The following is a 25,313-nucleotide window of genomic DNA, read 5'->3' as shown; positions in this document are numbered from 1 at the left end:
CCCCGCCTGCGCGGGGAGAACTGGAGCGACCGGGGCACGGCCGCGGCGATCGCCGGACCACCCCCGCCTGCGCGGGGAGAACCAGTTGCCGCCCTAGTCGTTCGAGTTCGTTCACGGACCACCCCCGCCTGCGCGGGGAGAACGTCCAGGCCCGGAACGAGATGGACGCGATCGGCGGACCACCCCCGCCTGCGCGGGGAGAACGCACGCATCACGGCCAGCGCGAGGGCGGCCTGCGGACCACCCCCGCCTGCGCGGGGAGAACCTCCGGCGCCAGATACGACAGCGGCTGCGTGCCGGACCACCCCCGCCTGCGCGGGGAGAACGCGAGAACGGCGCGATGCCGCACACCCACCCCGGGACCACCCCCGCCTGCGCGGGGAGAACGTGACGGATCGTATCTACGCCCCCAGCAGCCGCGGACCACCCCCGCCTGCGCGGGGAGAACGTCGTGGTGGGCACGGGCTCAGTCCGCCCATTGGGACCACCCCCGCCTGCGCGGGGAGAACCGCAACGGCACGCACCCGCCGTCCCCCCGCAACGGACCACCCCCGCCTGCGCGGGGAGAACTGGTACTCGCGCACCTTGGCGTTCGCGCGTCGCGGACCACCCCCGCCTGCGCGGGGAGAACATCTCGGCCGTGCCGTAGAGCACGCTGCCGGGCGGACCACCCCCGCCTGCGCGGGGAGAACGACGGCGTGGGAGCGGGCCATGGCCGTGGCGGCGGACCACCCCCGCCTGCGCGGGGAGAACCCTGCCGCCCAATCCCGCTTCCCCGTGGCGCACGGACCACCCCCGCCTGCGCGGGGAGAACATCTGACCGTCCGCACCGAGTGGAACGGAATACGGACCACCCCCGCCTGCGCGGGGAGAACAGCATCGGCACGAGCTTCGGCGCCATCCACGGCGGACCACCCCCGCCTGCGCGGGGAGAACTCCAGCTCCTCCGGGGTCGGTACCGGCCCCTTCGGACCACCCCCGCCTGCGCGGGGAGAACCCTCGATCACCGTCGAACGCCTGTGGAAGGAGCGGACCACCCCCCGCCTGCGCGGGGAGAACGCGAGAGCCACCCCGCGATGGTGTCCCACCGGCGGACCACCCCCGCCTGCGCGGGGAGAACGGATCGACGGTCACCCACACTTCCCGGCGCGTCGGACCACCCCCGCCTGCGCGGGGAGAACACAGTGACGATCGCGCCCCCGATACTCAGCGCCGGACCACCCCCGCCTGCGCGGGGAGAACTCAAGGTGTTGAAGCAGCGCGGTCCGAACCTGCGGACCACCCCCGCCTGCGCGGGGAGAACTTCACCGACGGCCTTGTCGAGCACTTCGCCCACGGACCACCCCCGCCTGCGCGGGGAGAACTGCCCAGGCCATCAGCCGGCCACCGGTCGCGGTGGACCACCCCCGCCTGCGCGGGGAGAACGCCGTGGCCGCCTGCAACGGCACCACGGACTACGGACCACCCCCGCCTGCGCGGGGAGAACACTTCACGACCTGCGGGTTTGGAGGGGCTTTGCAATTGCTTGACTGGGCCGCCGCTGGTGCATGCGGTCAGTGTGTCAGAGGCAGGTGGTGGAATACCCGGGTCTGGCCGAGGGCGGTCTGGGGTTGAGGGGGAGAGATGGTCGATGTTCGGGTGTGGGGTAAGGAGCGCGGGCTGGTGGAGCCGTATCCGCTGATCGGGCATCTGGTGGATACGGGGGTGGTGGCGGGGGCGTTGTGGGACGGGTTTCTGGCGGAGTCGCAACAGGCAGCGATCGCGGGGGAGTTAGGGGTCCGGCCGGAGGAGGCGCGGTCGATGGTCTCGTTCTGGGCCGGGTTGCACGACGTGGGGAAGATCCAGCCGGGCTTCCAGTTTCAGCGCGATGCGCTCCGGCACGGGTCATGCGCGGCGCTGTTGGCGGACGGGGCCTTCGCTGGACGCGTGGTGGGGGACAGCGGAGCCACCGTGTTGGGGCATCAGGTGGCGGGTGCCCGGGTGCTGCCCGAGCTGCTGGCGGAGTTGGGGTATCCGGAGGGGAGGCGGCGGCCTGCGGGATGGCTCGTGGTACGGGTGGCGCAGTTGCTGGGCGGGCATCACGGGCGGTATCCGGGTCTGCCGGACGCGCGGAATGTGTTCAATGCGCTGAAGGATTTCCCGGAGCTGGGTGCTGGGGGATGGGAGGTGCAGCGGCGGGAGCATGTGGCCGCGTTGCGGGAGGTGCTGGGGCATCCGGAAGGGGGGCCGACAGGAGCGGGGCTGTCGGTGCAAGCGGCGGTTGTGGTGGCGGGGTTGGTGGTGGTGGCCGACTGGCTGGCCAGTCAGGACGATTTCGTGGTGCGGCAGCAGGCCGCCGATGCCGCCGATGGCGGGCTGGGGACGATGGAGGCGTTGCGCGCGCATGCTGGTCGCGCGGCGGCGGAGGCGCCCGGGTTGTTGCGGGGCGCGGAGCTGGCCCGGGCACAGTTCGCGGTTCGGGGCTTCCGGGAGCGTTTTCCCGAGATCCGGCAGCCGCATCCGTTACAGGACAGCGTCGACGCGGAGCTGACGCAGGCTGGGGTGTTCGGGGGCGGGCCGGGGGTTCTGCTGGTGACGGCGCCGCCCGGCGAGGGCAAGACGGAGGTGGCGCTGGCGGCGGCTGCCGCGATGGGGCAGGCGGCGGGGTGCCCCGGCGTGGCGTTCCTGCTGCCGACCAGGGCGACGGCCGACCAGCTCTACGGACGGGTGGCCGCGTTCGGCCGGGCCAACCTGCTGGGGGATGCGGCCTTGACCCTGCTGCACGGCGCAGCCGATCTGAACGAGCGGTACTCGCCGGACAGACAGTCCGAGCCGGAGTTGGAGCCGCGCACGCTGACCGAGGACGACACACGAACCAGCGGAGCGTCGGTCTCGGCGGGCGGGTGGCTGCGGACCCGCGGGCGAGGACTGCTGGCTCCGCTGTCCGTCGGCACCGTGGACCAGGCGCTCCTGGCGGTGCTTCCGTTGCGACACAACGCGCTGCGGCAGTTGGGCCTGGCGGGCAAGACAGTGGTGGTCGACGAGGCGCACGCGTACGACGCCTTCACCCATGCCTTGCTGCTGCGGTTGCTCGTCTGGCTGGGGGCGATGCGAGTTCCGGTGGTGCTGCTGTCAGCGACGCTGACCGGGCGTACGGCCACCGGGATGGTGGAGGCGTATCTGACGGGTGCGGGGCGGAAGCCGGGTTCGTACGAGTTGCCCGCGCCGTCGTATCCGGGCTGGGTCTATGCGGACGGTGCCACTGCGGCGGTCACGGTGCCGAGCGGCCCGATCGGTACCAACCGGCCTTCCAGCCTCCGCATCGACCTGCTTCCGGTGACCCACACCTATGACCCTGCCGCCGGGAACGGCCGGCTGGCGGCATTGCTGCGGGAGCTGACCCCGGTCGCCGAGGCCGGCGGGTGCGTGGCCGTGATCTGTACGACGGTCGGTGAGGCCCAGCAGACGTTCAACGCTCTGCGTGAGCACTTCCGCCCGCGGTTCGGGCCGGACTACCAAGGCTGGGACGACCGTGTGGCGGACCCCGGTGAACCGGACGGCCCGGACGGCGGCGCGGGTGCTGGACTGAGGGAGCCCCGACTGCGGCTGCTGCATGCGCGGTTCCCCGGCCGGCGCCGGAACGCCATCACCCGGGAGGCCGAAAAGTGGTTCGGGCGTGTGGAGAAGAAGGGGGTGCGGCGTCCCGAGCCGCCGCGCGGCACGATCCTGGTCGCCACCCAGGTGATCGAGCAGTCGCTCGACATGGACTTCGACCTCATCGTCTCCGATCTCGCGCCGATGGCGCTGCTCCTGCAACGGGCTGGCCGGGTCTGGCGGCACCAGGGCACAGCCCCCTACCGGCCGGCCTGGAGCCGTGGCCCACGGCTGGCAGTTCTTGTCCCGGTGGACGACAAGGGCGGCCTCAACGTCCCGAAGTCCTGGGGCGACGTCTATGCGCCGGCCCTGCTGCGCCGCACCCTCGAATCGCTGGAGGACCGGGCGGGAAAGCCGGTGGAAGTGCCCGCCGACGTACAGGAATTGGTCGACGGGGTCTACGACGAGGCGTTCGCGTCCAAGACCCCGGAACTCCTGCTGAAGGAGGACATCGACCGGCTGAGCGACACGATGGCCCGCGAGGGGCTGGCACATCTGGTGGCCATCCCCAAACCGGGCGACGTCATCTCGCTGCAGCAGCTCACCAGCAGCGACGCCGACGAGGACATCATCGCAACACGATTGGGCGCGGACACTGTCCAGACGCTGCCGGTTTTCGAGGACGCCGAGCACCGGCGCTGGCTGGACGAAGACCACAGCGTGCCGCTCCCCGAAGCCGGCGACGCCCCCGGCGGACGCTTCTCCCGGGCCCTGGTGCGTGAACTCCTGGGGTACGTCGTGCCACTGGGGCACGGCGAATGGCGGCAGGACTGCACCGCCGCCAATCAACCACCCGCCGGATGGCAGGACGAGGCCAGGCTCGCCGGAATCGTCCTGCTACCCCACACCACCGGGCCGAAGGGACCGGCGGGTCCGGCCCTGGGGAAGCGACGGCTAACGCTTCACCACGAGTTGGGGCTGGTGACCGAGCGGCTGTCTTGACCGCACGGCGTGGGTGACCCCAATCGCAATCCGGCAGTGTAGCGCCGCACGTAAGGACCTTGAGGAAGTTTTCCGAAGCAGAGCATCTGCGACCAAACAGACGGCTAGCATCTTCCTTGTCGCGGTCCTCCTGACGGGTAATCAGGAAGACCGCGACCACCCCCGCTCGCGCGGGGAGTGGAACGTCGAGCGGTGAGTCACCCGCGCCACACGTCCGGACCGGGCCACCTCCGCTATGCGGAGAAGCGCGCACTCCGTTCGGTGCGTGTCTCGATCCGGCCTCGTACTCGCCTTATACCAGCCTGCCTCATACCAGCGATGGGACATCATCCCCATGCCCGCCGAGCCGTTACCCTCTTCTCCCGACCTCTACGACCTCCGTACCGAGCCGTGGTGCCCGGTCTCAAGGCTGCCCACCGCCGACGAGCCGGCGGGCTCACGCAGCGTGGGCTTTCTGGAGCTGTTCCTGCAGGCGCACCTCTTCAGCGGCCTCGCCGTCGCGCTGCCACCCGCGGCTTCGGGACTGTTGAGGGTGCTGTACGCGATCGCTGCGCGGATTACGGGCCTGCACGAGGCGGAGGGCGTGGAGGAGTGGACCGATCGGCGTTACGACCTGCTGGACGGTGAGGGGCGGTTCAACCCGGAAGCGGTGAGGGCGTACTTCGCCCGCTATGGCGACCGGTTTCGCCTCTTCGATTCCGAGTGGCCGTGGATGCAGGATCCGAGGCTGCGCGGTGAGTGTCCCAGCAGTTCGGGCGTCAACAAGCTGGTCTTCGCCCGCCCGGCAGGTAACAATCAGGTCTTTTTCGGGCATTTCGCTGATGGTGAACAGGTGCCGCTGTCCTCGGCGGACGCGGCGCTGCACCTGCTGGCACAGCTCTACTACGGGCCTTCCGGCCAGTGCACGCCGCGGACTGTGGCGGGTCAGCGGTTCGGCAATTCCTACGCCGGTCCGCTGCGGAAGGTGCTGTCCTATCATCCGGTCGGGCGCTCGCTGTTCGAGACATTGCTGCTGGGTCTTCCGTATCCGAACCGGTGGCCGCCGGAGCGGGGCGCGGCCCCGGACGCCTGTCCGTGGGAGCGCGACGAGCTGCCCGATCCGCTCGCCGTACCGACGGCGCCGACCGGTCCGCTGTCGGCCCTCACCGAGCAGTACCGGCACGCGGTTCTCCTCACCCCTGCTCCCGGGGGCCGCAGCGTGGTGGATGCGCACATCACGTGGGCACTGCGCGTCAACCGGCCCCCGATCGAGGACCCGTACCTTCTGTGGGACGAGGGCAAGGACCTGCTCAAACGCCCCCGGGAGGCCGACGCGGACCGGGCGCTGTGGCGCGATCTTGACGCGCTGGTCACCGAGACCCGCAACGACTCCGGCCACCGGCCCTACGCGCTGAGCGACCTGAGAAGCCAGCTGCCGCCGGAGGTCGAGGACTCGGTGCGGGTGCAGTCCCTCGGTTTCGATCAGGACGGCCAGACGCGCGACCGCACGTACTTCGCCAGCTCCACCCCGCCGCTGTTCAACCTGCTGCGGGTGTCGGACGACCCGGCGGACCACGCGCTCAGGAATGGTCTGCGGGAGGCCCGCGACGCTGCGGAGAAGGCGGCCGGCCGACTGGAATACGCGTTGCAGACCGCCTGGCGGGCCTACACCAGCCCGTTCGAGAAGGAGCGCCCTGGTGGTACCGCCAAGGACCGGCGCAAGCGCGGCGGACCCTGGCCCGCGCCCGCGCTGGCCGCGTACTGGCCGGCGGCCGAGCAGCAGTTCTGGCAGTCGCTGGGCGATGGGGTCTTCTCCGGGAGCGCCCAGGTTTACGGGCGGATTGCGCTGCGCGAGTACGACGCGGTGACTCTGCCGATCGCCGCCACCCCGCGCGGAGCGAAGGCCCGCGAGGAGGCTCGCGGGCTGGTGAGGAGCCTGCTGCGCGCTCCCGACAGGCCCTGAGTCCGCACGTGTCAGCTCCCAGTAGCTCCGGCGGCGCCTGACCCCAATCGTCCTGGCCTTCCGAACGCCATCTCCTCGCCGGTGACCACCGCCTATGCGGCGACCCGTCCGGCCAAGCCCTGCAGTGTCCCGACCATTACACCCACGGTGGAACCGATGAGCGCAACGACCCCATCCCCGAGCCGTGCCCCGGCTGATTCCCAGACCGAGAAAGTGACTGGAGCGCCCGCTGAGGAGCAGCCCCGGCCGAGGGATCCCGAGTTGGTGAAGTATGACGAGTTCGCGGACCGGGTGCGCCGGTTGTGCCGTGAGTCGCCGGGGGCGCAGTCCGCGCTGCGGGCGGGGCTGGGGAAGCCGGTAACCGACGTCCCCGCCCGTATGCACGCTGCACTGCTGCGCCCCGGGTTAATCCGCGAGGACCCGGAGCGCCGGGGTTACGCGGACAAGGAACGCGCGTACTACGCGGTCGCAGCACTCATCGCCGCCCGCCCGAGGGCTCAGCGCCTTTCCCAAGCACCCGGTGGACCGGACACCGGCACAGCAGAAGACAGCCTTCGCGACGGCGCCGCCCCGGTGGTCTCCTCGGAAAACGGCGGGGACGGCACCGAACCGGCTGCGCTCAACACCATTCCGGATGCGGCCAGTGCGGCGTTCCGTCCGCACGGCACCAGTCTCGGTGAGAGTTTCGCGCTGGCTGTCGGCCGTCGCGATCCTGATCAGCTCAAGTCGGGCGCAGCCGAATCACGGCTGCATCTGCTCGTGCGTCAGGACCTTGACGGTGCCCACAGGATGCTGCCCAGCGTCTTCCGGTGGCTGGGATCGTCCGGTGTCGTCCCGGACTACGCCTGCCTGTTGCACGATCTTGCGGCGTGGCGTTATGGGCGCGACGCGATTTCCACGCGGTGGCTGCAGGAGTTCTACCGGTCGCTTCGCCGTCAGGAGGCCGCGGCCGAGCAGAATTCCGCGCCCCCCGGCACGTAGGGAGCGGACAGGAAGTTGGCCGGCTGCCGTCTTCTGCCGACCGCGTGTTGGCCCGGGCCCGGATCAACCGCAACCGTAGCCCCGACCCAGCCCGAATCCGTACTCGCACCGAATCCGTACCCCTGTCTCCGTTCCGACCCGAAGGAACTCCGCGATGTCAACCAGCTCCGCCGCCACCCCTGCCCAGGCGCCCCGCTTTCTGGACCTGCATGTCGTGCAGACCCTGCCGTACAGCAACGTCAACCGTGATGATCTCGGTTCGCCCAAGTCGCTGACCTTCGGCGGCGTTACCCGTACCCGGGTGTCCAGCCAGGCGTGGAAGCGGCCGGTGCGGATGGCGGTGGAGGAGACCATCGGGGAGAAGGCGCTGCGTACCCGGCGACTGCCGGAGCAGGTCTTTCGCGAGCTGGTCGGACGGGGCTGGCCGGAGGACCTGGCCGCGCTGGCGGGCGCACAGGTGATCCGTTCGACGGAGACCAAGCTCGCCTTGGAGAAGGGCGACCGCACCACCGCGTCGCTGCTGTTCCTGCCCGACAGCGCCGCGCCCGCGCTTGCGGACATCGCCGAGGAGCACCGGGAGGCACTGGCCAAGGCCCTTGGCAAGGCCGCTGCCGCCAAGCCGCTGCTGCCCAAGGACGCCGTCCACGAGGTTCTGCGCTCCCGCAACGGCTCGATCGCACTGTTCGGGCGGATGCTCGCGGAAATCCCCGGAGCCGGGGTCGACGGCGCGGTGCAGGTCGCGCACGCGTTCACCACGCATGCCACCTCCGTCCAGGCGGACTTCTTCACCGCCGTCGACGACGTCAACCAGTGGGCCGAGGACGCCGGCAGTGCCCATATGAACACTGGCGAGTTCAGCACCGGCGTCTTCTACCGCTACGCCACCCTCGACCTGCGCGACCTCGCCGCGAACGTCACCTCCCTGACCGGCCCGCAGGCCCCCCAGACCACACCGGCCGGGACCGAAGAGACCGCCGACCGGGACCTGGACACCCTGCGGGAGCTTGCCACCGCCTTCGCCACTGCGTTCCTGGGCACGGTGCCCGGTGCGAAGAAGACGTCCACCGCGCCGCACACCCACCCGGACCTGGTGTATGTCGCGGTACGGCCGGACCGGCCGCTGTCGCTGGCCGCCGCGTTCGAGGAGCCGGTACGGGCACGCGAGCACGGCTGGGGCCTGCCGTCCCGGCAGGCGCTGAGCGAGTACGCGGCCCGTATCAACCGACTGCTGGGCACCACCGAACTCCCCTACGCCGCCCACGCCGGCCTGGACGACAAGTCCCTGCCCGGTCTGGGCGCCGTGGCCGACTCCTACCCGGCCCTGATCGCCGGCGCGGTCGCCGCCGCCTACCCCGCCCGCGGCGCCGTCGAGGCGGCAACGGCGTGACCGGCTTCCTCCTCCACCTTGCCGCACCCCTGCAGTCCTGGGGCGAGCACAGTGCCTTCACCCACCGCGACACCGCCGCCCACCCGACCCGCTCCGGGCTGATCGGCCTGCTCGCCTCAGCTCTGGGCATCCCGCGCGCCGAGGCCGTCGCAGACGGAGCGAATGGCGAAGCGCTGTTCGCCCGGCTGACTCGGGTCCGCTTCACCGTGCGGGTGGACCGGCCCGGCACCGTCATGGGCGACTTCCACACCGTCGGCGGCGGCTACCCGCAGCATCTGACCGTGCCCACGGCCAAGGGTGCCCGGCGGGGCGCTGACGCGGCGACCATCGTCTCCACCCGCCACTACCTGTCCGACGCCGCGTTCACCGTCGCGGCCGACTTCACCGACGGTGATCTGGCCCAGCGTTGCGCCGACGCCGTGGCCGCGCCACGCTGGCCGCTGCATCTGGGCCGCCGCTCCTGCCCACCCGGCGGCCTGTTGCTGCTGCGGGCGGGCCTCGACGACCCGGCCGCTGAACTGAGCCGCGTCCCGCTCGCCCGCCGCCCCCCGTACACGACACCGCCCTCCGGCACGGTCGACATCCGGTTCACCAGTGACCAACCGTTCCCGGACGTTGAAGCGGACACCGCCGCGGCAGCCGGTCCGGTACACCTCGGCGGCTCTTCGGCGCCCGTCACGGTAACCACGCTGAACGACGAACCGGTCCGACTCACCGCTCGCGACCGCGTCCACCGGGCCCGTCTCGCCCACAGCACTACCCGGCCGCTGCCCGTGGATCTGTGCAAGGGCTACGGCACCGCCTACCTCGACGCCATCGCCGACTACCTGCACCCGCAAGGAGCCACGCCGTGACCCCCACCGACACCCCGACGGCAACCGCCGTGCGTACCGCGGCTGCCGTCGATCCGGCCACCGGACAGGCCTGGCTGACGCGGTTGCTGCTCAACCCCCGCAGCCGCGCTGTACAGCGCGATCTGCGCAACATCGCCGACCTGCACCGTACCGTCATGAACATCGTCCCCGACGGCCTCGGCGCAGCCCCCCGAGCACAGGCCGGAGTCCTCTTTCGTCTCGAAGCCGACGGCGCGGGCGAACCCGTCCTCCTGGTCCAGACCCGTACCCGGCCCTCGACCGACCGGCTCCCCGCCGGTTACGCCCGCGCCGAGGTACGACCCATGGACGCCCTGCTGACCGCACTGCGCCCGGGCCTCCTCGTGCGCTACCGACTCGCCGCCAACGCCGTACGCCGCTGCGGACCCAACAGCACCGCCGGCCGCTGGAAACAGGCCATCCCGCTGCACGGGCCGGAAGCCGACCAGTGGTGGACCGACCGCGCGACCGCCGCCGGCCTGGCCGTACGCACCCTGGTGTCCAGGTCCGCCGACCCCGCCACCACCTGGCACGCCCCCGGCCCCCGTACGATCCCGGTCCCCACCCCACCCTCCGCCCCCGGTACGAAGCCCGGCGCCGGGAGGCGTACCGACCGCCGTATCGACCGGGCGATCACCCTCTTCGAAGGGACCGGGGTCGTGACCGACCCGGACACGCTGCGCTCCGCGCTCCTGAACGGCATCGGCCGCAGCAAGTCCTACGGCTGCGGCCTGCTCAGCCTCGCCCCCGCTCACCCGGGAGCCTGAATTCCGCCATGGCTGCCAACCGCACCCACACCCCAGACTCAGCGCGCCGCCGCGTCGCCTCACCCACCCTGGCCATGCTTCCCCGCGTCGGGGACTCCCTGTCCTTCCTCTACGCCGACATCGTCCGCATCGTCCAGGACGACACCGGCGTCTGTGCCGAAACCACCAGCGACGACGGCGACATCACCCGCGTCTACCTGCCCACCGCCTCGCTCAGTTGCGTGCTGCTCGGCCCCGGCACCTCCATCACCCAGCCCGCGCTGGCCACCTTCGCCCGGCACGGCACCACCGTGGTCTGCACCGGCTCGGGCGGCGTCCGCTGCTACTCCGGCACCGTCTCCCCCTCCCTGACCACGCGCTGGCTCGAACACCAGGTTCACCAGTGGAGCGACCCCGACCGCCGACTCGCCGTCGCCCGGCAGATGTACACCTCGCGCTTCCAGATCGCCGTCCCCGCCACCACCACTCTTGACCAGTTACGCGGGATGGAAGGCCAGCGCATGAAGGCCCTCTACAAGCTCCTCGCCCAGCAGCACCGCATCGGCCGCTTCCGCCGCGCCTACGACCCCGACTCCTGGGACAGCCAGGACCCGGTCAACCTCGCCCTGTCCTCCGCGAGCACCTGCCTGTACGGGATCGTCCACGCCGCCCTGGTCGCCCTCGGCTGCTCACCCGCCCTCGGCTTCGTCCACCAAGGCACCCAACTCGCCTTCGTCTACGACGTCGCCGACCTCTACAAAGCCGAACTCACCGTCCCCCTCGCCTTCTCCCTCCACGACTCTCCCAACCCCGAAGCCGCCGCCCGCCGCAGCTTCCGCACGCAGCTACGCCTCTACAGACTCCTGCCCCGCATCGTCGCCGACGTCCAGGCACTCCTCGCTCCGGGCGAAGCCGAGCCCATCGCCGACGGCCACGCCGTCGACATGGTCGACCTCTGGGACCCGGAAGCCGGCTCCGTGCCGGCCGGCGTCAACTACGCCCCACAGGAGACCCCCGATGGCCCATGACCAGGCCCCGCGTTCCAACGGCGCGACAGCCGAAAGGGCAGAGCGACCATGCCGACCATGACCGTCCTGGCCACCACCGCAGTCCCCGACCACGTACGCGGCGCCCTCACCCGCTGGATGATCGAACCCACCCCCGGCCTCTACGTCGGCACCCTCTCCGCCCGCGTCCGTACCGAACTCTGGGCGGTCGTCTCCGCCTCCATCGGCCCCGGCGCCGCGGTACTCATCCACCCCGAAGCCAACGAACAGGGCTTCACCCTCCACACCGCCGGCGACCGCCGCCGCACCCCCCTCGACTTCGACGGCCTCACCCTCATCGCCTTCCGCCCCCAAGACGAACAACCCCCACCTTTGGGACCTGCCGACCACTGACCACGCTCCCCAACTGCCAACCGCAGGCGGGCAAGGTCCGCAGTGGGACTTCTGGCTCATCGGCTTGGCGCCCCACGCGGGGGTAGAACTCCGTCGTGACGGCGTACCCGTAGTCGCGCTCCGTCGGACCACCCCCGCCTGCGCGGGGAGAACTCGCGGTGGTGCCAGATCTGCCTGAGCTGCGCCGGACCACCCCCGCCTGCGCGGGGAGAACTCCAACGCGGCCTACATGCGGCGTGCGTTCGTCGGACCACCCCCGCCTGCGCGGGGAGAACTCGCCTACATGGCGAACGGCCCGTGGAACACCCGGACCACCCCCGCCTGCGCGGGGAGAACCCCGCGGCGCCAGCGGGCTTGCGGTGCTTGGCCGGACCACCCCCGCCTGCGCGGGGAGAACAGACTGCGGTTCCGCGACGTCGACATGCGGGACGGACCACCCCCGCCTGCGCGGGGAGAACGCGACGTGGCGCACCAGCCAGGCCAGGCGGGGCGGACCACCCCCGCCTGCGCGGGGAGAACGAACGCGACGGGATTTGAACCCGCGGCCTCTCCTTCTAGCGGGCCCGCCCACGGGCGGCCCGGGCGCCGAGCGCTCTGCCAAGCTGAGCTACGCATTCCCTGGGCGGCACGATACCGGGCCGGTCAGTGCGCCATGCAGAAGCAGAAGGATCCGAAGCATGTGTAGCAGGCCGGCCGGTCACGGCACCGGCACGACTGGCCGCAGTCGACGGGCTCCGTGTGCTGGGTGACCGCGGCCGGGTCGGTCGGGTCGTACGCGCTGTGGCAGTTCCGGCAAGGGACGGGATCGGCGGCCGTGGCATCGAAGCGCACCAGGTGCTCCGGCCTGTCGGCTACGGGCGGCTCCTCGCCGGCGAAGACCGGTTCGCCGACGCCCATCACGCGGTACCAGCCGGGCCGGGGTGCGATCCATCGCTCGCTGCTCATGGGGCCAGTATTCACGGTCGCGGGCAGCGGCCGTGGTGGGTCGTCAGGTGTGACCGGCTCACTCATCGCTGAGGGTCTGCATGGGCAGGTTGAGGGTGCGGGTGGGTGGCGGGTAGTCGGCGTCGGGTCCGCTGGCGAGGAGGGCGAGCGTCCAGGTGGTGACGGTGTGCTCGAAGTCCTGGCGGGTGCCGTGGTAGTCGTCGGCGGCGGCCGTGATGTAGCGGGTCATGGCGGTGCTGTAACGGGTGGCCTGGGCGGTGCAGGTGAGGCCGTCACCGAGGAGGGCGTCGAGGGCCAGGTACCAGGTGTGCAGGTAGCGGGCGTACTCGCGGAGCATGACGCGGGTGGCGCCCTGACCGAACTCGGTCTCGTGGTCGCGCGCGGACTCCACGGTGAAGGAGTCGAAGCAGTCGCGGATGCCGCTGCCGGCGACTGCGGCTTCGTAGACGTGGATGGCGACCAGCTCACCGGTGGTGAGCGGGGTCGTCTCGAACTCACAGGTGCCGATGTCCAGCACGGTCGGGGTCCTCACTTCTCGGTGGTGCGGTCGGTGGGTTCGATGCCCTTGAACCGGAGTTCGGCGTAGATGGTGGCACGGGACAAGCCGGTGATGGCGTGGATGCGGCGGATGTTGTGGAGTCCCGCGAGCCAGAGCTGGACGGCGATGCGCTGGAGGGCGGTGGATGCCTGGTCGCGCTGGTGGCGCCACTCCTCGGCGCTTTCGGTGAGTTCGGAGATGCGGTCGTCGGCCGGGCCGGCCCAACCGGTGGCCTTGTCCCTGAGTTCTTCGGCGCGGACCGCGCCGCACTGGACGATGAGGCGGGTGTAGATGTCGGGGAAGGGGACCTCCTCGCCGTGCTGGTCCTCCTCCTGGGCGAGCAGTTCGGCCAGGGCCCAGGATTCAGTGGGCAGGCGAACGTCGAGGTGGTCCAAGCCACGGTTGGTGCGGACGACGTTGATGTCCGCGTTCAACCGGCGGCTGGCCGCGATGGAGCGGAGGCGTTCAGCGTAGCGCTCGGCGTTGGTGGGGGCGATGAACGGGCCGATGCGTACGGGCTTGGCGCCGGGGATGTTGATGGCGACGGCCGTGGGGTCGAGCATGGTGCTCCTGTCGTAGGGGTGGGGGACGATGCGGGCCGCAGTCGGCCGAGACCGTCGGGGCGCAGAGGCGTCGCACCTCTTCTCCCATGTTCACAACGATACATGCATTCCGTAATACACATCAACCGACTGCATGGATGCAGCATCCGGCCGGGTATGCGCAACTCAGCGTTGACGGTGATCCGGCGCACGGTCGGGGCACCGCGCAGAAGCCGAGATTGATCTAGTAGTCCTCGCCGGTCGGCTCGCTGCCGTCGCCGTCGTCCTCGTAGAGGGAGTCACCCATGTCCTTCAGGTGGGCGTCGTCCATGGCGTTCAGGATGGCGTCCTCCACGCCGGGAGCGAACGCGCTGCCGTGGTGGTCCATGCCCTTAGTAACGAACTGGCCGGGGCGGAGGTGTGCCGGGTTTGGCGGTTCGTCAGGGGTGACCGCCGGTAGCCTTCTATAATTTCCCTTTATAGCAGTCTCCCTGTCCTGGAAAGGATATCTCCCGTAGTGAAGGTCAAGCAGATCACTTTGGATGACGAGGAGATGCCGGAGCGGGTCCTGCTGGACTGCTCACACGACGAGGCCGTGCTGATCGCCGCCCTACTCGGTAGGCAGGACGCGGGCGACCTGGCAGCCGTGGTCCCCCACGGCGGCCGCCTCGGCGCCGAGGTCTACGACGCCCTGGCCGGCTCGGTGTTCAACCGCTTCTACGACGACGGAGTCGCCGGCGCCGTTGATGCGATCCGGCGGCGGCCGTGAGCGACGACGGCGAGGTGGTCGACGCGGAGCTGGTGCCTGACAGCGAGGTGCTGCCGGCCGACGCCGTGGTGCTGGCGCCGCAGCCCGGAAGCCGACCGGCGGTGGACCGGCACACGATCCTACGGCCGGGGCAGGCACTGCCGACCGAGGCCGACCAGCCGACGTACACCGAGGCGGACCTGTACGTCAGCGAGGAGACCGCGCGGCTGCTGGATGAGGAGAGCGAGGCGGCGAACACCGTCTCGACCTACAAGTCGCAGCGCAAGAAGTTCCGGGAGTGGTGCGCGGCCAACGGGAAGGTCGCCTACCCGTGCACGACCGCGGTGTTCGTCGACTATGTCGGGCACCTGATCGAGGCAGAGGTCGCGCCGAACACCGTGTCGGTGGCCATGTCGGCGGTCCGGACCTGGATGCCGGAGGACAAGCAGCCCGGCACTCGGGAGGCCCGCGGCATGCTGCGGAAGTACCGCAAGCGGTGGAACAAGATGGTCGGGGTGAAGAAGGCCCCCGCGATCACCGACGCCATGATGCGGGATATGCTGGCCACTTGCGATCTGCGGCACCCAGTCGGCCTGCGAGACGCGTGCATGCTCGTCCTGGGCCGCGGCGCGCTCAACCGCCGGATCGAGCTGGCGGACCTGTCCATCGCGGACGTCACCATGGAGGACGCTGGTGTGGAGCTGCTGATCCGCACCTCGAAGACCGACCAAGAGGGGCGCGGCGAGAAGACGTTCATTCCCGCCGAGGACGATCCGCTGCTCGACCCGGTGCGCCGCACCAAGGAGTGGCTGGCCATGCTCTACGCCCTGGGCGTGCGGGAAGGGGCGTTCCTGCGCGCGCTGACCGTGGCTGGCACCCTGCAGTCCCGGGCTACCGCCAGTGTCCGTGGCGACTACGTCACCGGTGCTGCCGTCAACGGCTGGGTCCGCGGCCGCGCCTGCCGCGCCGGCATCGAGGGCTGGGAGAAGGTGACCGCGCACGGGCTGCGGCGCGGCGGAGCGCAGGCCATCGCGGACGCTGGCGGCGACCCGACCAAGCAGGGCCGGTGGAAGGCGGGCTCGGCGGTGGTGAAACGCGAGTACCTGGACCGGGCTCAGTCCCGGGCGGAGAACCCGTGGCTGATCGTGCAGGAGGCCAAGCGCCGCGCGGCCGAAGGCAACTGAACGCCTCGGTCGCCGGCGCCGCCCTGATCTTCGGGCGGAAGCTCCTATAGATCGTCAAGCGGTCTGTGGGAGCGGTTTAGTGGTGTGGATCATGTGGGGTAGGTGGCGGTAGACCTCGCGGGCGACGAACCGTTTCAGGCATCGGATGATGTCCTTCTTGGTCATGCCCTGAGCGATGCGGCGGGCGACGTACTCCTGGGTGCGCTGGTCGTACTTCATGCGGACCAGCACGATGGTGTGCAGCGCATTGTTGGCCGCGCGGTCTCCGCCCCGGTTGAGCCGGTGGCGGTTGGTGCGGCCGGAGGAGGCCGGGACCGGGGCGGCCCCGCACAGGTGGGCGAAGGCAGCTTCCGAGCGGAGCCTGTCGGGATTGTCACCCGCGCTCGTCAGCAGCTGCCCGGCGGTCTCGGGTCCGACTCCGGGCAACGCGACAAGCCTGGGGGCGGCCTGGGTGACCAGCGGCCCGATCTCCCGGTCCGCTTCCTTGATCTCCTCATCAAGTGCCTGGTAGCGGCGGGCAAGCCGCCGCAGTGCGGTCTTCACCGCACAGGCAGGATCGGCCAGCTCGCCTGTGGGACGGGACCGGGCCAGCGTGTCGACCAGTTCGCGTGCGGACAGACCCCGCAGCCTGTCCCGAACGCTGGAAGGAGCCGTGACGACCAGGGTGCGGATCTGGTTGATCGTCTGGGTGCGGGCCTTGACCGCGCTCTTGCGGACCACCCGCAGGACCCGGATCGCCTCCACGATCCCGTTCCTCGACTTAGGCACCCCGCCCGCTCGGCCGGACACAACCGCGGTCGCCGCCGCATAGGCGTCGATCGGGTCCGACTTGCAGTTGTCCCGCCGTGCCTTGCGGTCCGGCCGGTCCACCTCCACCACGGTGACGGCGTTGGCGGTCAGGAACCGGGCGATCTCAGCGCCGTAGGCACCGGTCCCTTCGATCCCGACGGCCAGGACCTCGCCGTGCGACCTCAGCCAGTCCAGCAGCCGCTGGTAGCCGGCCGGAGTGGTCTCGAACTGCGCGGTGGCCAGGTGCCGGCCGATGCTGTCGATGACCGCTGCCTGGTGAAGGTCGGTGTGCGTGTCGATCCCGCCGACCACCACTATGTCCTGTGCTGCCATGCTGTTGTGTGTCGCCCTTCCAACGCGCACCGATGGGAGGGCGCGAGCCGGTCGGGCAGACGGACAAGACAGTGATGGGACCTCTGGCCAGGCTCCTGACTTGTTGAATCGACCCCGGATGCTCGGTCTGCAGCCGTAGCGTCCAGGGTGCCGGTCGGCACGGGCCCGCAGTGCTCCTTGCCGCCCTCGGGCTGGCTCACTGATAGCGTGCCGCCGCCGGCCGGCACCCGCGCGGTGTGGCTCGACAGAGGCATGAGGTGACGCTGTGACTTCAAGTCAGGGTGCCCACCGCACTCCCCTTCCTGTCTCATCGAGTGCGAGGGCAACAGCCGGTGTTCCTGATCGGTGTCGATCCCCACAAGTCGTCCCACACCGCCGTCGTCGTCGACTCCGGAGGCCACCAGGTGGCCCAGCGCCGGTTCGTCGTCAACGCCGGAACCTTCCGCCAGCTGATGCGCTGGTGCGAGCAGTGGCCCGACCGTCGCTTCGCGGTCGAAGGTGCTGGCGGTCTGGGCCGTTCGCTCGCCCAGCAGCTGGCCGCCGCGGGCGAGAACGTGGTCGACGTGCCCTCCACCCTGTCGGCCCGGGCCCGGCTGCTGGCCACCGGCGGAGACCGCAAGACCGATGCCAAGGACGCCCTGCACGTCGCCCAGGTCGCCCTCTTCCGCCATGACCTGCGCCTCGTGGTCCAGGAAGACCAGACCACGATCCTGCGGCTGCTGACCGAGCGGCGGGACGATCTGGTTCACGAGCGCACCCGCGTCCTCAACCGACTCCACGCCGTCCTGCGCGATCTCCTGCCCGGTGGAGCACCCACCGGCCTGTCGGCCGACAAGGCTGCCGCCTTGATGAAGGGCATCCGCCCCGTGACGGCCACCGACAACTGCCGCCGGGACATAGCCCGTGACCTGCTGGCCGACCTGCGCAGACTGGACCGGCAGGTCAAGGACAACGAAGCCGAAATGCGCGAGGCCATCGCGGCGACCCGCACCACGCTGACCACCCTGCCGGGCCTGGGCACGGTGCTCGCCGCGAAGGTCCTCGGCCACATCGGGGACATCAGCCGGTTCCCCACCGAGCACCATTTCGCCAGCTATACCGGTAGCGCGCCCCTGGACGCCTCCAGCGGCAATAACGTCCGCCACCGGCTCAACACCGGCGGCAACCGCGCGTTGAACTCGGTCCTGCACACCATCGCCGTCTGCCAGATCCGCGACGGCGGGCGTGGACAGGACTACTACCTCCGCAAGATCAGTGAGGGGAAGACCCCTTCGGAGGCCCGCCGGGCCCTGAAACGACGCCTGTCCAACGTGGTCTACCGGATCATGAAACGAGACCAACAAACCCGCCTCGTTCAGGCCGCTTGACACACAGAGGCGCTATGAAGTCACAGAAGCCCGACCGGCCACGCGCCAAGCGGCACCGCCCGGCAGGCCGACGATTCCGCCGGAGGACAACCGAAGCGTCAGTCAGTCGGAGAGTCAGGCCCCGGGCGATGCCATGGCCAATCCTCACTGTCAGTCGAAGCGGTGCGGCCCCTCGTGGGCCGCAGGGTGCTCGCACGTCCAGATGCCGTCGGGGTCGGGCTCCTCGCAGAACGGGGCGGAGACGATCTCGTACGTGGATGGGTCCGTCCCGGCGGGGGCGTCCCACATCACCCACCAACCGGTGGTGTTCTCGCCGCCGTCCTGAACCTGGGCGAGCCAGGCGTGGCGCCCGGTGTGGCCGGCCTTGAACTGGCACCCGTCCGCGTCCACCGTCTCGTTGGCGGCGTCGGGCAGATTGTCGAGGCGTTCGATCTCGGCGGCGGTGATGGCCGCGGCCGCGATGCACAGTCCGGTTGCCATGGCGCGGAGACTACCGACTCGGCGGGAGTGCTCACGCTTGGGGCCCGGGCCCGGGTGTCTCCTTCTGATCTTCTGCTGGCCCCGCCGCGGGTTCGGCGCCCTTTTGCCGGCGGGCCTGCCGGGTACCTCCGGTTCCCCGGTTCTGCGCTACGTCGAGTGCGGCCCAGTCGGGTTCGTCGCCGGTTCCTACGTCGTCCCGGAGTTTGGTGACGGGCAGACCTGCGGTGCGGGCGCGGGTGGCCTGCCCGGTGTCGTAGGTGAGGATCCGTACGCGGCGGCCGGCCAGGGCCTGGATGGCCAGGGCGCGGTCGATGATGGACCACCCCCGCCTGCGCGGGGAGAACCTCCGGGATCGCGCCCCTCCCGCCCTTCCATCCGGACCACCCCCGCCTGCGCGGGGAGAACTGCGGCAGCGTCATGCCCTGGGCCAGCAGGGTCGGACCACCCCCGCCTGCGCGGGGAGAACGGGTCCCAGAGTTCCGGTCCGCGCGGCAGCACCGGACCACCCCCGCCTGCGCGGGGAGAACGTAACCGGCGAGCTGGGCCGCTCGCCAGTCCTCGGACCACCCCCGCCTGCGCGGGGAGAACTTCGTCAGTGCGGGCGTGAGCAGCCCGGTCGACGGACCACCCCCGCCTGCGCGGGGAGAACGACGACCTGGACCCGACGACCGGAGCCGACGGCGGATCACCCCCGCCTGCGCGGGGAGAACGTCGCAGCAATCCTGAAGGCGTCACCAAGGAACGGACCACCCCCGCCTGCGCGGGGAGAACTCGATCTGGGTGGTGAGGAGGGTGTTGACGACCGGACCATCCCCGCCTGCGCGGGGAGAACCCCTTTACGACCTGCGCTTTTCGAGGAGCTTTGCAACTCCTTGACTTGGTTGCCGCTGGCTCATGGGGCCAGTTTGGCAGACGTTAACGCGCGGCAGGTCGTGCGGCCGTTGGCTTTGTGGAAGTCGTACATAGGCGCCCTGCAGAAGACAACTACGGGTGACTTCGCGAAGGTCGGCGCCGGGTCGTCTTCTAGGGGGTTGGGTGCGACTCCGCTGCCGCTGGCCGAACCGCCGTGCGGGCATGCCTCGTTTGCCTGCGTCGCCGGGCAGCCGCGGAGTTCAGGGGAGCGCGTGGGGAGCGCGGACGTCTTCGAACGTGGCAGTACCGGGCATCATGGACAGGGATGGGACGTGCCTTCTGGCCGGGTCAAACGCGATCTGACAGCTCTGCACGGCACAGGGCAGCATAATCGCCCGCGTACTCGTAATGCGTAGGTCTCGGATTCGAATCCCGAGGACGGCTTCACCGAAGCCTGGGTCGGAGCACGGGGGAGTGCATGCGGACGGCGGGTCCCTACCGAACTACCTTGGGTGATGGCTTCTTTACGGAGTTCCGGACTGCGCTGAGGACCTCCGGCGATCGCTTGTCCTTCGTGAGGTAGCCACGTGATGTCATTGGCCCACCAGGGCGTGGGAGCGATCGCTTGCGTCGGGGCCGACCGCTGCTTCGGAACCCCAAGCATGCATGGGACGTGCGGGTCCTACCGAGGTAGAACGTGCGAATAATGCTGTCTTGATCACTTGGTACTGGCCAGTCGCCTCGGCTCCGGTCCATGATTGTGCTGCTCAAATGCGGTAGCCGTCGTCCTCGCAGACGGCGGAGGATCCCAACTGCTGGGCGGCCGCTACCGAGCACGTGTCCTCGATGTGGCCGCCGCTCTTCGGGCCGGCGGAGGATCGCAATTACATCAAGGTGAACGTCAGCGGCATCCAGCCGAGCGATGGCTGCCGTCCTCTGGGACGGTGGAGGATCGGAACGACTCGTTCATGAAGCGCCTCGCGGACTTCTCCATCGGGCGGCCGCCGTCCTTCGAGACGGTGGAGGACTGCAACTCCCCCATCGGGATCGTTCTGGATGCCAAGGAGACCGTTGCTGCCGTTCTTCGGGTCAACGGAGGGTGCAACTCACAGGCCCACGGTGCGACGCTCGGAGGACGGGAGGTCGCCCTTGGGGATGGCGGGCAACAGCGCTTCGCGCCTCGGCGGGGTGTCTGGGGCCGAGCGTGGCCGCCGTCCTCCAGGCCAGCGGAGGATCCCAACAACACCTAATACGCCACCCACGCGAAGGAAGAGTCTCAGATGGCCGCCGCCCTTCGTGCCGGCGAGGATCGCAACGCGCAGAACGGCTTCGTGGGGTCGGACGCTGGCACCACGTGGCTGCCATCCTTCGGGTTGGCGGAGGTTCGCAACCGCAACGGCGCCGAGCCCGGCGGGATCACCAAGGTGTGGCCGCCGCCTTCGCGGTCGGCAGCGGATCACAACGACGACACCGTGCTCTCTTGTACTGGCGGCGCCACGGTGGCCGCCGTCTTTGTGGACGGCGGGGTAGCACAACATCAGCAGGGCCACATCGCGTACGACGTTGCCGGAGTGGTCGTTCGGTGCTGATGCCAGCGCGATGGACGTGATGGTGTCACCCGTGACAGCGCGGTCTTTGTTGTGATCCTCGGTCGCTCCGTGGGAGCGACCGGCGCCATCGAGTGTTCGAACCGAAGGATGGGTATAGCTTGGTTGCGATTCTCGGCTGTCTTGTCGGGCGAATGCCATTGCGGTCCGACTGGCGGCGGCAGCCGTTGGGATTCCTGGGACTGAGTCGGGCAGTCGTAATCAGGGTTCGGGTGTCAGTCGAGGATGCGGGTGAGGGTGATGCCGTCGGGGAGGTCGGTGTCGTTGATTTCGGTGGTGTAGTCGTCGTAGGAGCGGGTGGTGGGGGTGCCAGTGGGCTTGACGTTGATGCGGTTGAAGAGTTGGTGTGCGGGGGCCTTGCCGTAGGCGTCGTTGTGGGTGAAGACGTACAGGCCGCGCAGTGTCATTTCGCCGCGGCTGGAGGCGCGGTCGTGTTCGAGCATGAGGGTGAATGCGCGCCAGAAGACTTCGAGGTCGTCGCTGGTGACGCCGGTGCGTTTGGCCAGGGGGGCGGAGAAGTGGCCGGTACCGAGGTAGAGGCCGTAGGGGACGATGTGCTTGCTGCCCATCTCGGTTTCTTTGGTCTTGAGGTCTTCGGTGCGGGTGGGGGTGACGCGGGTGATGCCGATTTCCTGGGGCGTGATGGGGTCGATGGAGCGGGAGAAGCTGATCTGGACGGGGCCCTGGACGCGGCCAGCGGTCTTCTCCTTTTTGCCGGTGGTCATGACGGCGCCGAACATGCGCACGTCGAAGAAGTTCTGGCACATCCAGGTGCGGGCGGTGATGGCGTCGGTGGCTTTGCCGTCGGTGTAGGCCCGTTCATGCTGGGCGTTGAGGGCGACGCCGGATTCGACGTAGATCTCGTAGCCGGGCACGCCTTCCTTGAGCAGGGCGGTGGTGTTGCGGATTTTGCGCTTGATGGCGACATCGGTGATGAGGCCCTGCATGCTCACGGGGTCGATGCGGGGCATTCCGCCGGCGTCGGGGTCGCCGTTGGGGTTGCCGTCGCGGACGTCGATGAGGAAGACGAAGTCGTGCTTCTTGGCGGGGTCGAGGTGTGGTTCGGTCACGATGGTTCTCCTGCTGGGCTGGGCGGTGGGTGTGGAGTTCACTGGGCGGGGGTGTCGGTCGGTGGCGGGTCGAGGACCAGGTCGGCGTCGTCTTCTGTGGCATTGCCGGCCTCGTGGGCGGCGTTGGCGGCGCTGGCGCGGGCGAAGTCGTCGGCGCGCTGGTGTTCGTAGCCCAGGACGAACGCTCCCTGGTGGGGGATGGGCAGGACCGCGGGGATGTCGTCGCCGAGGAGGCTGAAGATCGCGCCGAGTTTGCGTTCGAGTGCGCTGGCGGTGGTGGGTCGCTTGCGCCGGATCTGGCCGAGGTGGTTGTTGGCGCCCACCCGGAGGTTGGGCAGGACAGAGCCGGGGCTGGTCATGACGGTGCCGAAGTACTTGTCGCGGATCGTGGCGTTGACCTTGCGGTCGGCGATCTTGCCGGCGGTGTACTGGATGCTTTCCAGGGTGGCGAACAGGCGTCCGCAGACGTAGCCGGGGTTGGTGTTCTCAGGGTTGAGGCCGGGCATGGCCAAGTCCTCCAGGGCGTGGGCATGGGTGCGGATCAAGGCGAGTCGCAGCAGCGCGGTGCGGGCGGTGTCCGGGTGCTGGTCGGCGCGGATGCGCTGCAGCAGCCGGGGCAGGATCCACGCTGGTGGCGGTGTGCCGTGCAGAGCTGTGGCGTACAGGGCGGCTTCGAGACCGACCGGGATGGTGGCGGCTACGTACTTGTCGCCGCGCCGGTCCCACCGGGAGGCTGCCAGGGACAGGCGCCAGACGGAGAAAACACGGTCCTGGCCGCGCCAGCCGTCGTGGATGCGGTGGTCGTCGAACCACCGGCCCAGCCGGATCTTGATCTCGGGCAAGGGCACGTCGATCCAGTCCTTGATGACGGCCCGGCCTGCGTTGAGCCCGAGGGTCAGGGCATGGAAGTCGTTGGGGTCTGTGGACCGCACCGCCCGTTCCTTGGCGGTGCGGGCCGCGTCCATGAGGTCGGCGACCTGCTGGGGCTCGGGGTCGTCGATCTGCTGCATCCAGCTCGTGTCGGCCGGTTCCCTGGTCCACCACATGGTGACGAAGTCGGGGCCGCGGTGCCGGTTCTGAGGGTCGACCAGCAGGGCGTTGAGGGCGTTGACGGCGGAGGTACCGCACTGCTCGCACACGGGGGTGCGGGCCAGGCCCGCGCTGACGCCGGCGCGTCCTTGGGCGGGGGTGTTGATCGAGACGACGGCGGATCCGTTGACATCGCCGCCTGGGGGGATGGCGCCCTTGCGGATGGCTTCGGGGAAGGAGTCCAGCAGCAGCCCTTGTGCGCCGCACACCAGGCACGTGCCGGTCTGACCGCGGCCGGTCTTCAAACTCCGAACGTGCTCGGCCCAGAAGTTGGTGACCGATTCCTGCTCGTGCACCCAGCGGCCGTCCAGGGTGAAAGCCATCAGGTCGCCAGCGTCCAGGATGTCGGGAAGCGGGTGCGGGGCGCGTAGGAAGTCCAGGACGGCCTGCGCCGCGGGGTCGCCGGGGACGGTGGCTGCCCACTGTTCGGTCAGGGCGAGGAATGCGGCCTTGTACTTGGCGGCCTTAGCTGCGTCCTTGGCTGAGGCCTGGCCGGTCTTGGGGTCCTTGCGGGGGACACCCAGGACGTACTGGGCGGTGTCCGCGAGCAGGAGCGGGGTGACGGCGCTGGTGCGGTGGACGTGCGGTGCAGGACGTAAGACGCCCCGGTCCTGGACTTCGCCCTTGGCTGCCCGCGGGGGGCGGATGCTGTCCAGGGAAGCGCCCCGCTTGTGCAGGGTGATCTTCCAGGCGATCTGCTTGTGCCGGTAGTAGGCAGGGGGCGGGTCATCGCGACGGGCGTTGTACTCGACGAGGCGGTGCAGGAGCATCAGGCCCCCTTGCGCCAGGACGCCTTCGGCATGTCGACGTCGTCGGGGCCGAGCGGGTCCCGGACCTCCAGCACGCCGTGCTGCAGACGGGCGTTGAACCAGTGGTAGCGCTCGCCCTCGTCGGTGTACTCGATCGAGTGGAGCATCACCCCCAGTTCGTCATTGCGGTCGATCGGAACTCCGTCCACCGGCGCGGAGCCGGTGGGCCCGAAGTACGCGGCGAACTCCCGCGTGCCCAGGAAGGGCTGCGAGAAGCACTGGCCGCGCTCGACACGGCGGCGGAGCTGGTCGCGGTACTTCGCAGCCGGGGCGTCGGCATGCGGCGCCAGCTTCATCTGGGCGTGCACACGGTAGGCGACATCCTTGAGTGCCATCGTGTTGCGCTGGTCCCGGTCGGTCTCCACGTCGTACCGCGCAGTGCGGTCGGTCTGCAGCCGGCGGACCTGGTCCAGGCTCACGACGGACTTGACCTCGTTGCGCCGCACCGCGATCCACTCGATGGGCGCCAGGACCTCGATACGAGTGATCACGTAGTGGAACTCCGGCTTCCAGAAGATCGCCTCCAGCAGCCCGGTCATCGCCGACGGCGTCGGCACTGGGTAGCTGACGCGTTCCACCTTCAGTTCTGGCCGGGTGAAGCAGGCCAGCGGCCCCCACACCTCGACCGATAACGGCGTCTGACGCCACGAGCCTGAGCTGGCCACGGGCGCACTCCTCTCTTCAATACGAAAGCCCACGACTACACAGCGATGCCCTTAAGACGCTATCGCAGTGGCGGTGGCGATCTGGTGCCAACGGGGTAATTCCTCCGAGACGTGCTCAGGGTGGCACGAGGCACTGACAACGCACCGGTGGCCGACCCCCAGAGGGGCCGGCCACCGCATCCCTACTACTGCTTCCGCCCACAGCGACGCTCTGTTGCGATCCTCACCGCTCCTACTGGAGCGGTGCCGGACGAGTACGGTCACACGCTGCCTCGTCACCTCCGATCTTGTCTGACCCCGGTGATAACCACAACGTTCCGTTCCGGGACCGGTCATGCCCAGGTGACCGCCACTGCCACAGGGCAGGGCGGACAAGTTGCGCGCAGGCGGCG

Annotated in this window: 21 protein-coding genes, 1 pseudogene and 3 CRISPR repeat arrays (1 of these 25 only partly in view); of the genes and pseudogenes, 12 read left to right on the top strand and 10 right to left on the bottom strand. The window is 69.9% G+C overall.

Annotation, left to right across the window (positions count from 1 at the left end; genetic code table 11):
- A CRISPR array of direct repeats spans nucleotides 1-1,486; the repeat unit is 29 nt; unit sequence CGGACCACCCCCGCCTGCGCGGGGAGAAC; it reaches 1,167 nt to the left of the window's first position.
- A gap of 137 nt (nucleotides 1,487-1,623) precedes the next feature.
- From ITX44_RS26245 to cas2e, 8 genes are all read left to right on the top strand, one after another.
- Nucleotides 1,624-4,575 carry a CRISPR-associated endonuclease Cas3'' gene (locus ITX44_RS26245; RefSeq protein ID WP_205359857.1) on the top strand — a complete coding sequence of 984 codons (2,952 nt, stop codon included), beginning with the start codon at nucleotides 1,624-1,626 and terminating at the stop codon, nucleotides 4,573-4,575.
- A gap of 334 nt (nucleotides 4,576-4,909) precedes the next feature.
- On the top strand, nucleotides 4,910-6,517 hold the full coding sequence (gene casA, locus ITX44_RS26240; protein ID WP_205359856.1) for a type I-E CRISPR-associated protein Cse1/CasA: 1,608 nt from the start codon (nucleotides 4,910-4,912) through the stop codon (nucleotides 6,515-6,517).
- A gap of 264 nt (nucleotides 6,518-6,781) precedes the next feature.
- Entirely contained in the window at nucleotides 6,782-7,498 is a 717-nt protein-coding gene (gene casB, locus ITX44_RS26235) for a type I-E CRISPR-associated protein Cse2/CasB (protein ID WP_205359855.1), read from the top strand.
- 154 nt (nucleotides 7,499-7,652) lie between these two features.
- Entirely contained in the window at nucleotides 7,653-8,885 is a 1,233-nt protein-coding gene (gene cas7e, locus ITX44_RS26230; protein WP_205359854.1) for a type I-E CRISPR-associated protein Cas7/Cse4/CasC, read from the top strand.
- Nucleotides 8,882-9,739 (top strand): type I-E CRISPR-associated protein Cas5/CasD, encoded by an 858-nt coding sequence (gene cas5e / locus ITX44_RS26225; RefSeq protein ID WP_205359853.1) that lies wholly within the window; start codon nucleotides 8,882-8,884, stop codon nucleotides 9,737-9,739. The genes cas7e and cas5e overlap by 4 nt, the downstream gene beginning before the upstream one ends.
- The gene (locus ITX44_RS26220) at nucleotides 9,736-10,524 is read left to right on the top strand and encodes a type I-E CRISPR-associated protein Cas6/Cse3/CasE (RefSeq protein ID WP_307795490.1); all 789 of its coding nucleotides are present in this window, start codon (nucleotides 9,736-9,738) and stop codon (nucleotides 10,522-10,524) included. Before cas5e ends, ITX44_RS26220 begins: the two co-directional genes overlap by 4 nt.
- An 8-nt stretch (nucleotides 10,525-10,532) precedes the next feature.
- Complete coding sequence (cas1e, locus tag ITX44_RS26215) at nucleotides 10,533-11,531, top strand: type I-E CRISPR-associated endonuclease Cas1e (RefSeq protein WP_236061632.1); 999 nt, start codon at nucleotides 10,533-10,535, stop codon at nucleotides 11,529-11,531.
- 48 nt (nucleotides 11,532-11,579) lie between these two features.
- The gene (cas2e, locus tag ITX44_RS26210) at nucleotides 11,580-11,903 is read left to right on the top strand and encodes a type I-E CRISPR-associated endoribonuclease Cas2e (RefSeq protein WP_205359852.1); all 324 of its coding nucleotides are present in this window, start codon (nucleotides 11,580-11,582) and stop codon (nucleotides 11,901-11,903) included.
- 124 nt (nucleotides 11,904-12,027) lie between these two features.
- A CRISPR array of direct repeats spans nucleotides 12,028-12,422; the repeat unit is 29 nt; unit sequence CGGACCACCCCCGCCTGCGCGGGGAGAAC.
- Here cas2e and ITX44_RS26205 read toward each other — a convergent pair.
- The 5 genes and pseudogenes from ITX44_RS26205 to ITX44_RS26185 all read right to left on the bottom strand — a co-directional run bounded on the left by ITX44_RS26205 (nucleotide 12,422) and on the right by ITX44_RS26185 (nucleotide 14,316).
- A pseudogene (locus tag ITX44_RS26205) lies at nucleotides 12,422-12,520 on the bottom strand. (Overlaps the previous feature by 1 nt.)
- Before the next feature lie 25 nt (nucleotides 12,521-12,545).
- Nucleotides 12,546-12,848 (bottom strand): hypothetical protein, encoded by a 303-nt coding sequence (locus ITX44_RS26200; RefSeq protein ID WP_205359851.1) that lies wholly within the window; start codon nucleotides 12,846-12,848, stop codon nucleotides 12,546-12,548.
- Nucleotides 12,849-12,906: 58 nt separating this feature from the next.
- Nucleotides 12,907-13,380, bottom strand: a complete 474-nt coding sequence (locus tag ITX44_RS26195; RefSeq protein WP_205359850.1) for a hypothetical protein — start codon at nucleotides 13,378-13,380, stop codon at nucleotides 12,907-12,909.
- Complete coding sequence (locus tag ITX44_RS26190) at nucleotides 13,377-13,949, bottom strand: hypothetical protein (RefSeq protein WP_205359849.1); 573 nt, start codon at nucleotides 13,947-13,949, stop codon at nucleotides 13,377-13,379. The genes ITX44_RS26195 and ITX44_RS26190 overlap by 4 nt, the downstream gene beginning before the upstream one ends.
- Before the next feature lie 223 nt (nucleotides 13,950-14,172).
- A complete protein-coding gene (locus ITX44_RS26185; RefSeq protein ID WP_205359848.1) occupies nucleotides 14,173-14,316 on the bottom strand; it encodes a hypothetical protein in 144 nt (47 codons plus the stop codon).
- A gap of 129 nt (nucleotides 14,317-14,445) precedes the next feature.
- On the opposite strand from ITX44_RS26185, the gene ITX44_RS26180 reads away from it, so the two are divergent.
- Both ITX44_RS26180 and ITX44_RS26175 read left to right on the top strand, forming a co-directional pair.
- The gene (locus ITX44_RS26180; RefSeq protein WP_205359847.1) at nucleotides 14,446-14,697 is read left to right on the top strand and encodes a hypothetical protein; all 252 of its coding nucleotides are present in this window, start codon (nucleotides 14,446-14,448) and stop codon (nucleotides 14,695-14,697) included.
- Complete coding sequence (locus ITX44_RS26175; protein WP_205359846.1) at nucleotides 14,694-15,860, top strand: site-specific integrase; 1,167 nt, start codon at nucleotides 14,694-14,696, stop codon at nucleotides 15,858-15,860. Before ITX44_RS26180 ends, ITX44_RS26175 begins: the two co-directional genes overlap by 4 nt.
- Before the next feature lie 54 nt (nucleotides 15,861-15,914).
- Here the strand turns inward: ITX44_RS26175 and ITX44_RS26170 are convergent, their stop codons facing one another.
- Nucleotides 15,915-16,982 (bottom strand): IS110 family RNA-guided transposase, encoded by a 1,068-nt coding sequence (locus ITX44_RS26170; RefSeq protein WP_205359845.1) that lies wholly within the window; start codon nucleotides 16,980-16,982, stop codon nucleotides 15,915-15,917.
- A 332-nt stretch (nucleotides 16,983-17,314) separates the two neighbouring features.
- Between ITX44_RS26170 and ITX44_RS26165 the strand changes: the two genes are divergently transcribed.
- Nucleotides 17,315-18,349 (top strand): IS110 family RNA-guided transposase, encoded by a 1,035-nt coding sequence (locus tag ITX44_RS26165; protein ID WP_205359844.1) that lies wholly within the window; start codon nucleotides 17,315-17,317, stop codon nucleotides 18,347-18,349.
- A 150-nt stretch (nucleotides 18,350-18,499) separates the two neighbouring features.
- On the opposite strand, the gene ITX44_RS26160 is transcribed toward ITX44_RS26165, so the two are convergent.
- Nucleotides 18,500-18,829, bottom strand: coding sequence for a hypothetical protein (locus ITX44_RS26160; RefSeq protein ID WP_205359843.1), 330 nt, complete (start codon nucleotides 18,827-18,829; stop codon nucleotides 18,500-18,502).
- 315 nt (nucleotides 18,830-19,144) lie between these two features.
- A CRISPR array of direct repeats spans nucleotides 19,145-19,661; the repeat unit is 29 nt; unit sequence CGGACCACCCCCGCCTGCGCGGGGAGAAC.
- 1,300 nt (nucleotides 19,662-20,961) lie between these two features.
- Here ITX44_RS26160 and ITX44_RS26155 point away from each other — a divergent pair.
- Complete coding sequence (locus ITX44_RS26155) at nucleotides 20,962-21,270, top strand: hypothetical protein (protein ID WP_205359842.1); 309 nt, start codon at nucleotides 20,962-20,964, stop codon at nucleotides 21,268-21,270.
- Nucleotides 21,271-21,503: 233 nt separating this feature from the next.
- On the opposite strand, the gene cas7c is transcribed toward ITX44_RS26155, so the two are convergent.
- Genes cas7c through cas5c form a run of 3 tightly spaced genes read right to left on the bottom strand, consistent with a single transcriptional unit; the run spans nucleotide 21,504 to nucleotide 24,921 of the window.
- Nucleotides 21,504-22,358, bottom strand: a complete 855-nt coding sequence (cas7c, locus tag ITX44_RS26150; protein WP_205359841.1) for a type I-C CRISPR-associated protein Cas7/Csd2 — start codon at nucleotides 22,356-22,358, stop codon at nucleotides 21,504-21,506.
- A 38-nt stretch (nucleotides 22,359-22,396) separates the two neighbouring features.
- Nucleotides 22,397-24,217 carry a type I-C CRISPR-associated protein Cas8c/Csd1 gene (gene cas8c / locus ITX44_RS26145; RefSeq protein ID WP_205359840.1) on the bottom strand — a complete coding sequence of 607 codons (1,821 nt, stop codon included), beginning with the start codon at nucleotides 24,215-24,217 and terminating at the stop codon, nucleotides 22,397-22,399.
- The gene (cas5c, locus tag ITX44_RS26140) at nucleotides 24,217-24,921 is read right to left on the bottom strand and encodes a type I-C CRISPR-associated protein Cas5c (RefSeq protein WP_307795489.1); all 705 of its coding nucleotides are present in this window, start codon (nucleotides 24,919-24,921) and stop codon (nucleotides 24,217-24,219) included. Before cas5c ends, cas8c begins: the two co-directional genes overlap by 1 nt.
- Between the last annotated feature and the right edge of the window lie 392 nt (nucleotides 24,922-25,313).

The organism is Actinacidiphila acididurans (genome assembly GCF_016918855.1).
In the GTDB taxonomy this organism is placed as follows: Bacteria; Actinomycetota; Actinomycetes; order Streptomycetales; family Streptomycetaceae; genus Actinacidiphila; species Actinacidiphila acididurans.
Note: the sequence above shows the minus strand (reverse complement) of the source record. Positions and strands in the feature narration are given on the sequence as shown.

What these genes read in the sequence shown, in the direction of transcription:
- casA (WP_205359856.1), top strand. Translation starts at nt 4,910, where the DNA reads ATGCCCGCCGAGCCGTTACCCTCTTCTCCCGACCTCTACGACCTCCGT.
- cas1e (WP_236061632.1), top strand. Translation starts at nt 10,533, where the DNA reads ATGGCTGCCAACCGCACCCACACCCCAGACTCAGCGCGCCGCCGCGTC.
- cas7e (WP_205359854.1), top strand. Translation starts at nt 7,653, where the DNA reads ATGTCAACCAGCTCCGCCGCCACCCCTGCCCAGGCGCCCCGCTTTCTG.
- ITX44_RS26245 (WP_205359857.1), top strand. Translation starts at nt 1,624, where the DNA reads ATGGTCGATGTTCGGGTGTGGGGTAAGGAGCGCGGGCTGGTGGAGCCG.
- ITX44_RS26200 (WP_205359851.1), bottom strand. Translation starts at nt 12,848, where the DNA reads ATGAGCAGCGAGCGATGGATCGCACCCCGGCCCGGCTGGTACCGCGTG.
- ITX44_RS26160 (WP_205359843.1), bottom strand. Translation starts at nt 18,829, where the DNA reads ATGGCAACCGGACTGTGCATCGCGGCCGCGGCCATCACCGCCGCCGAG.
- ITX44_RS26170 (WP_205359845.1), bottom strand. Translation starts at nt 16,982, where the DNA reads ATGGCAGCACAGGACATAGTGGTGGTCGGCGGGATCGACACGCACACC.
- ITX44_RS26185 (WP_205359848.1), bottom strand. Translation starts at nt 14,316, where the DNA reads ATGGACCACCACGGCAGCGCGTTCGCTCCCGGCGTGGAGGACGCCATC.
- cas8c (WP_205359840.1), bottom strand. Translation starts at nt 24,217, where the DNA reads ATGCTCCTGCACCGCCTCGTCGAGTACAACGCCCGTCGCGATGACCCG.
- ITX44_RS26155 (WP_205359842.1), top strand. Translation starts at nt 20,962, where the DNA reads ATGGCCGCCGCCCTTCGTGCCGGCGAGGATCGCAACGCGCAGAACGGC.
- ITX44_RS26190 (WP_205359849.1), bottom strand. Translation starts at nt 13,949, where the DNA reads ATGCTCGACCCCACGGCCGTCGCCATCAACATCCCCGGCGCCAAGCCC.
- cas2e (WP_205359852.1), top strand. Translation starts at nt 11,580, where the DNA reads ATGCCGACCATGACCGTCCTGGCCACCACCGCAGTCCCCGACCACGTA.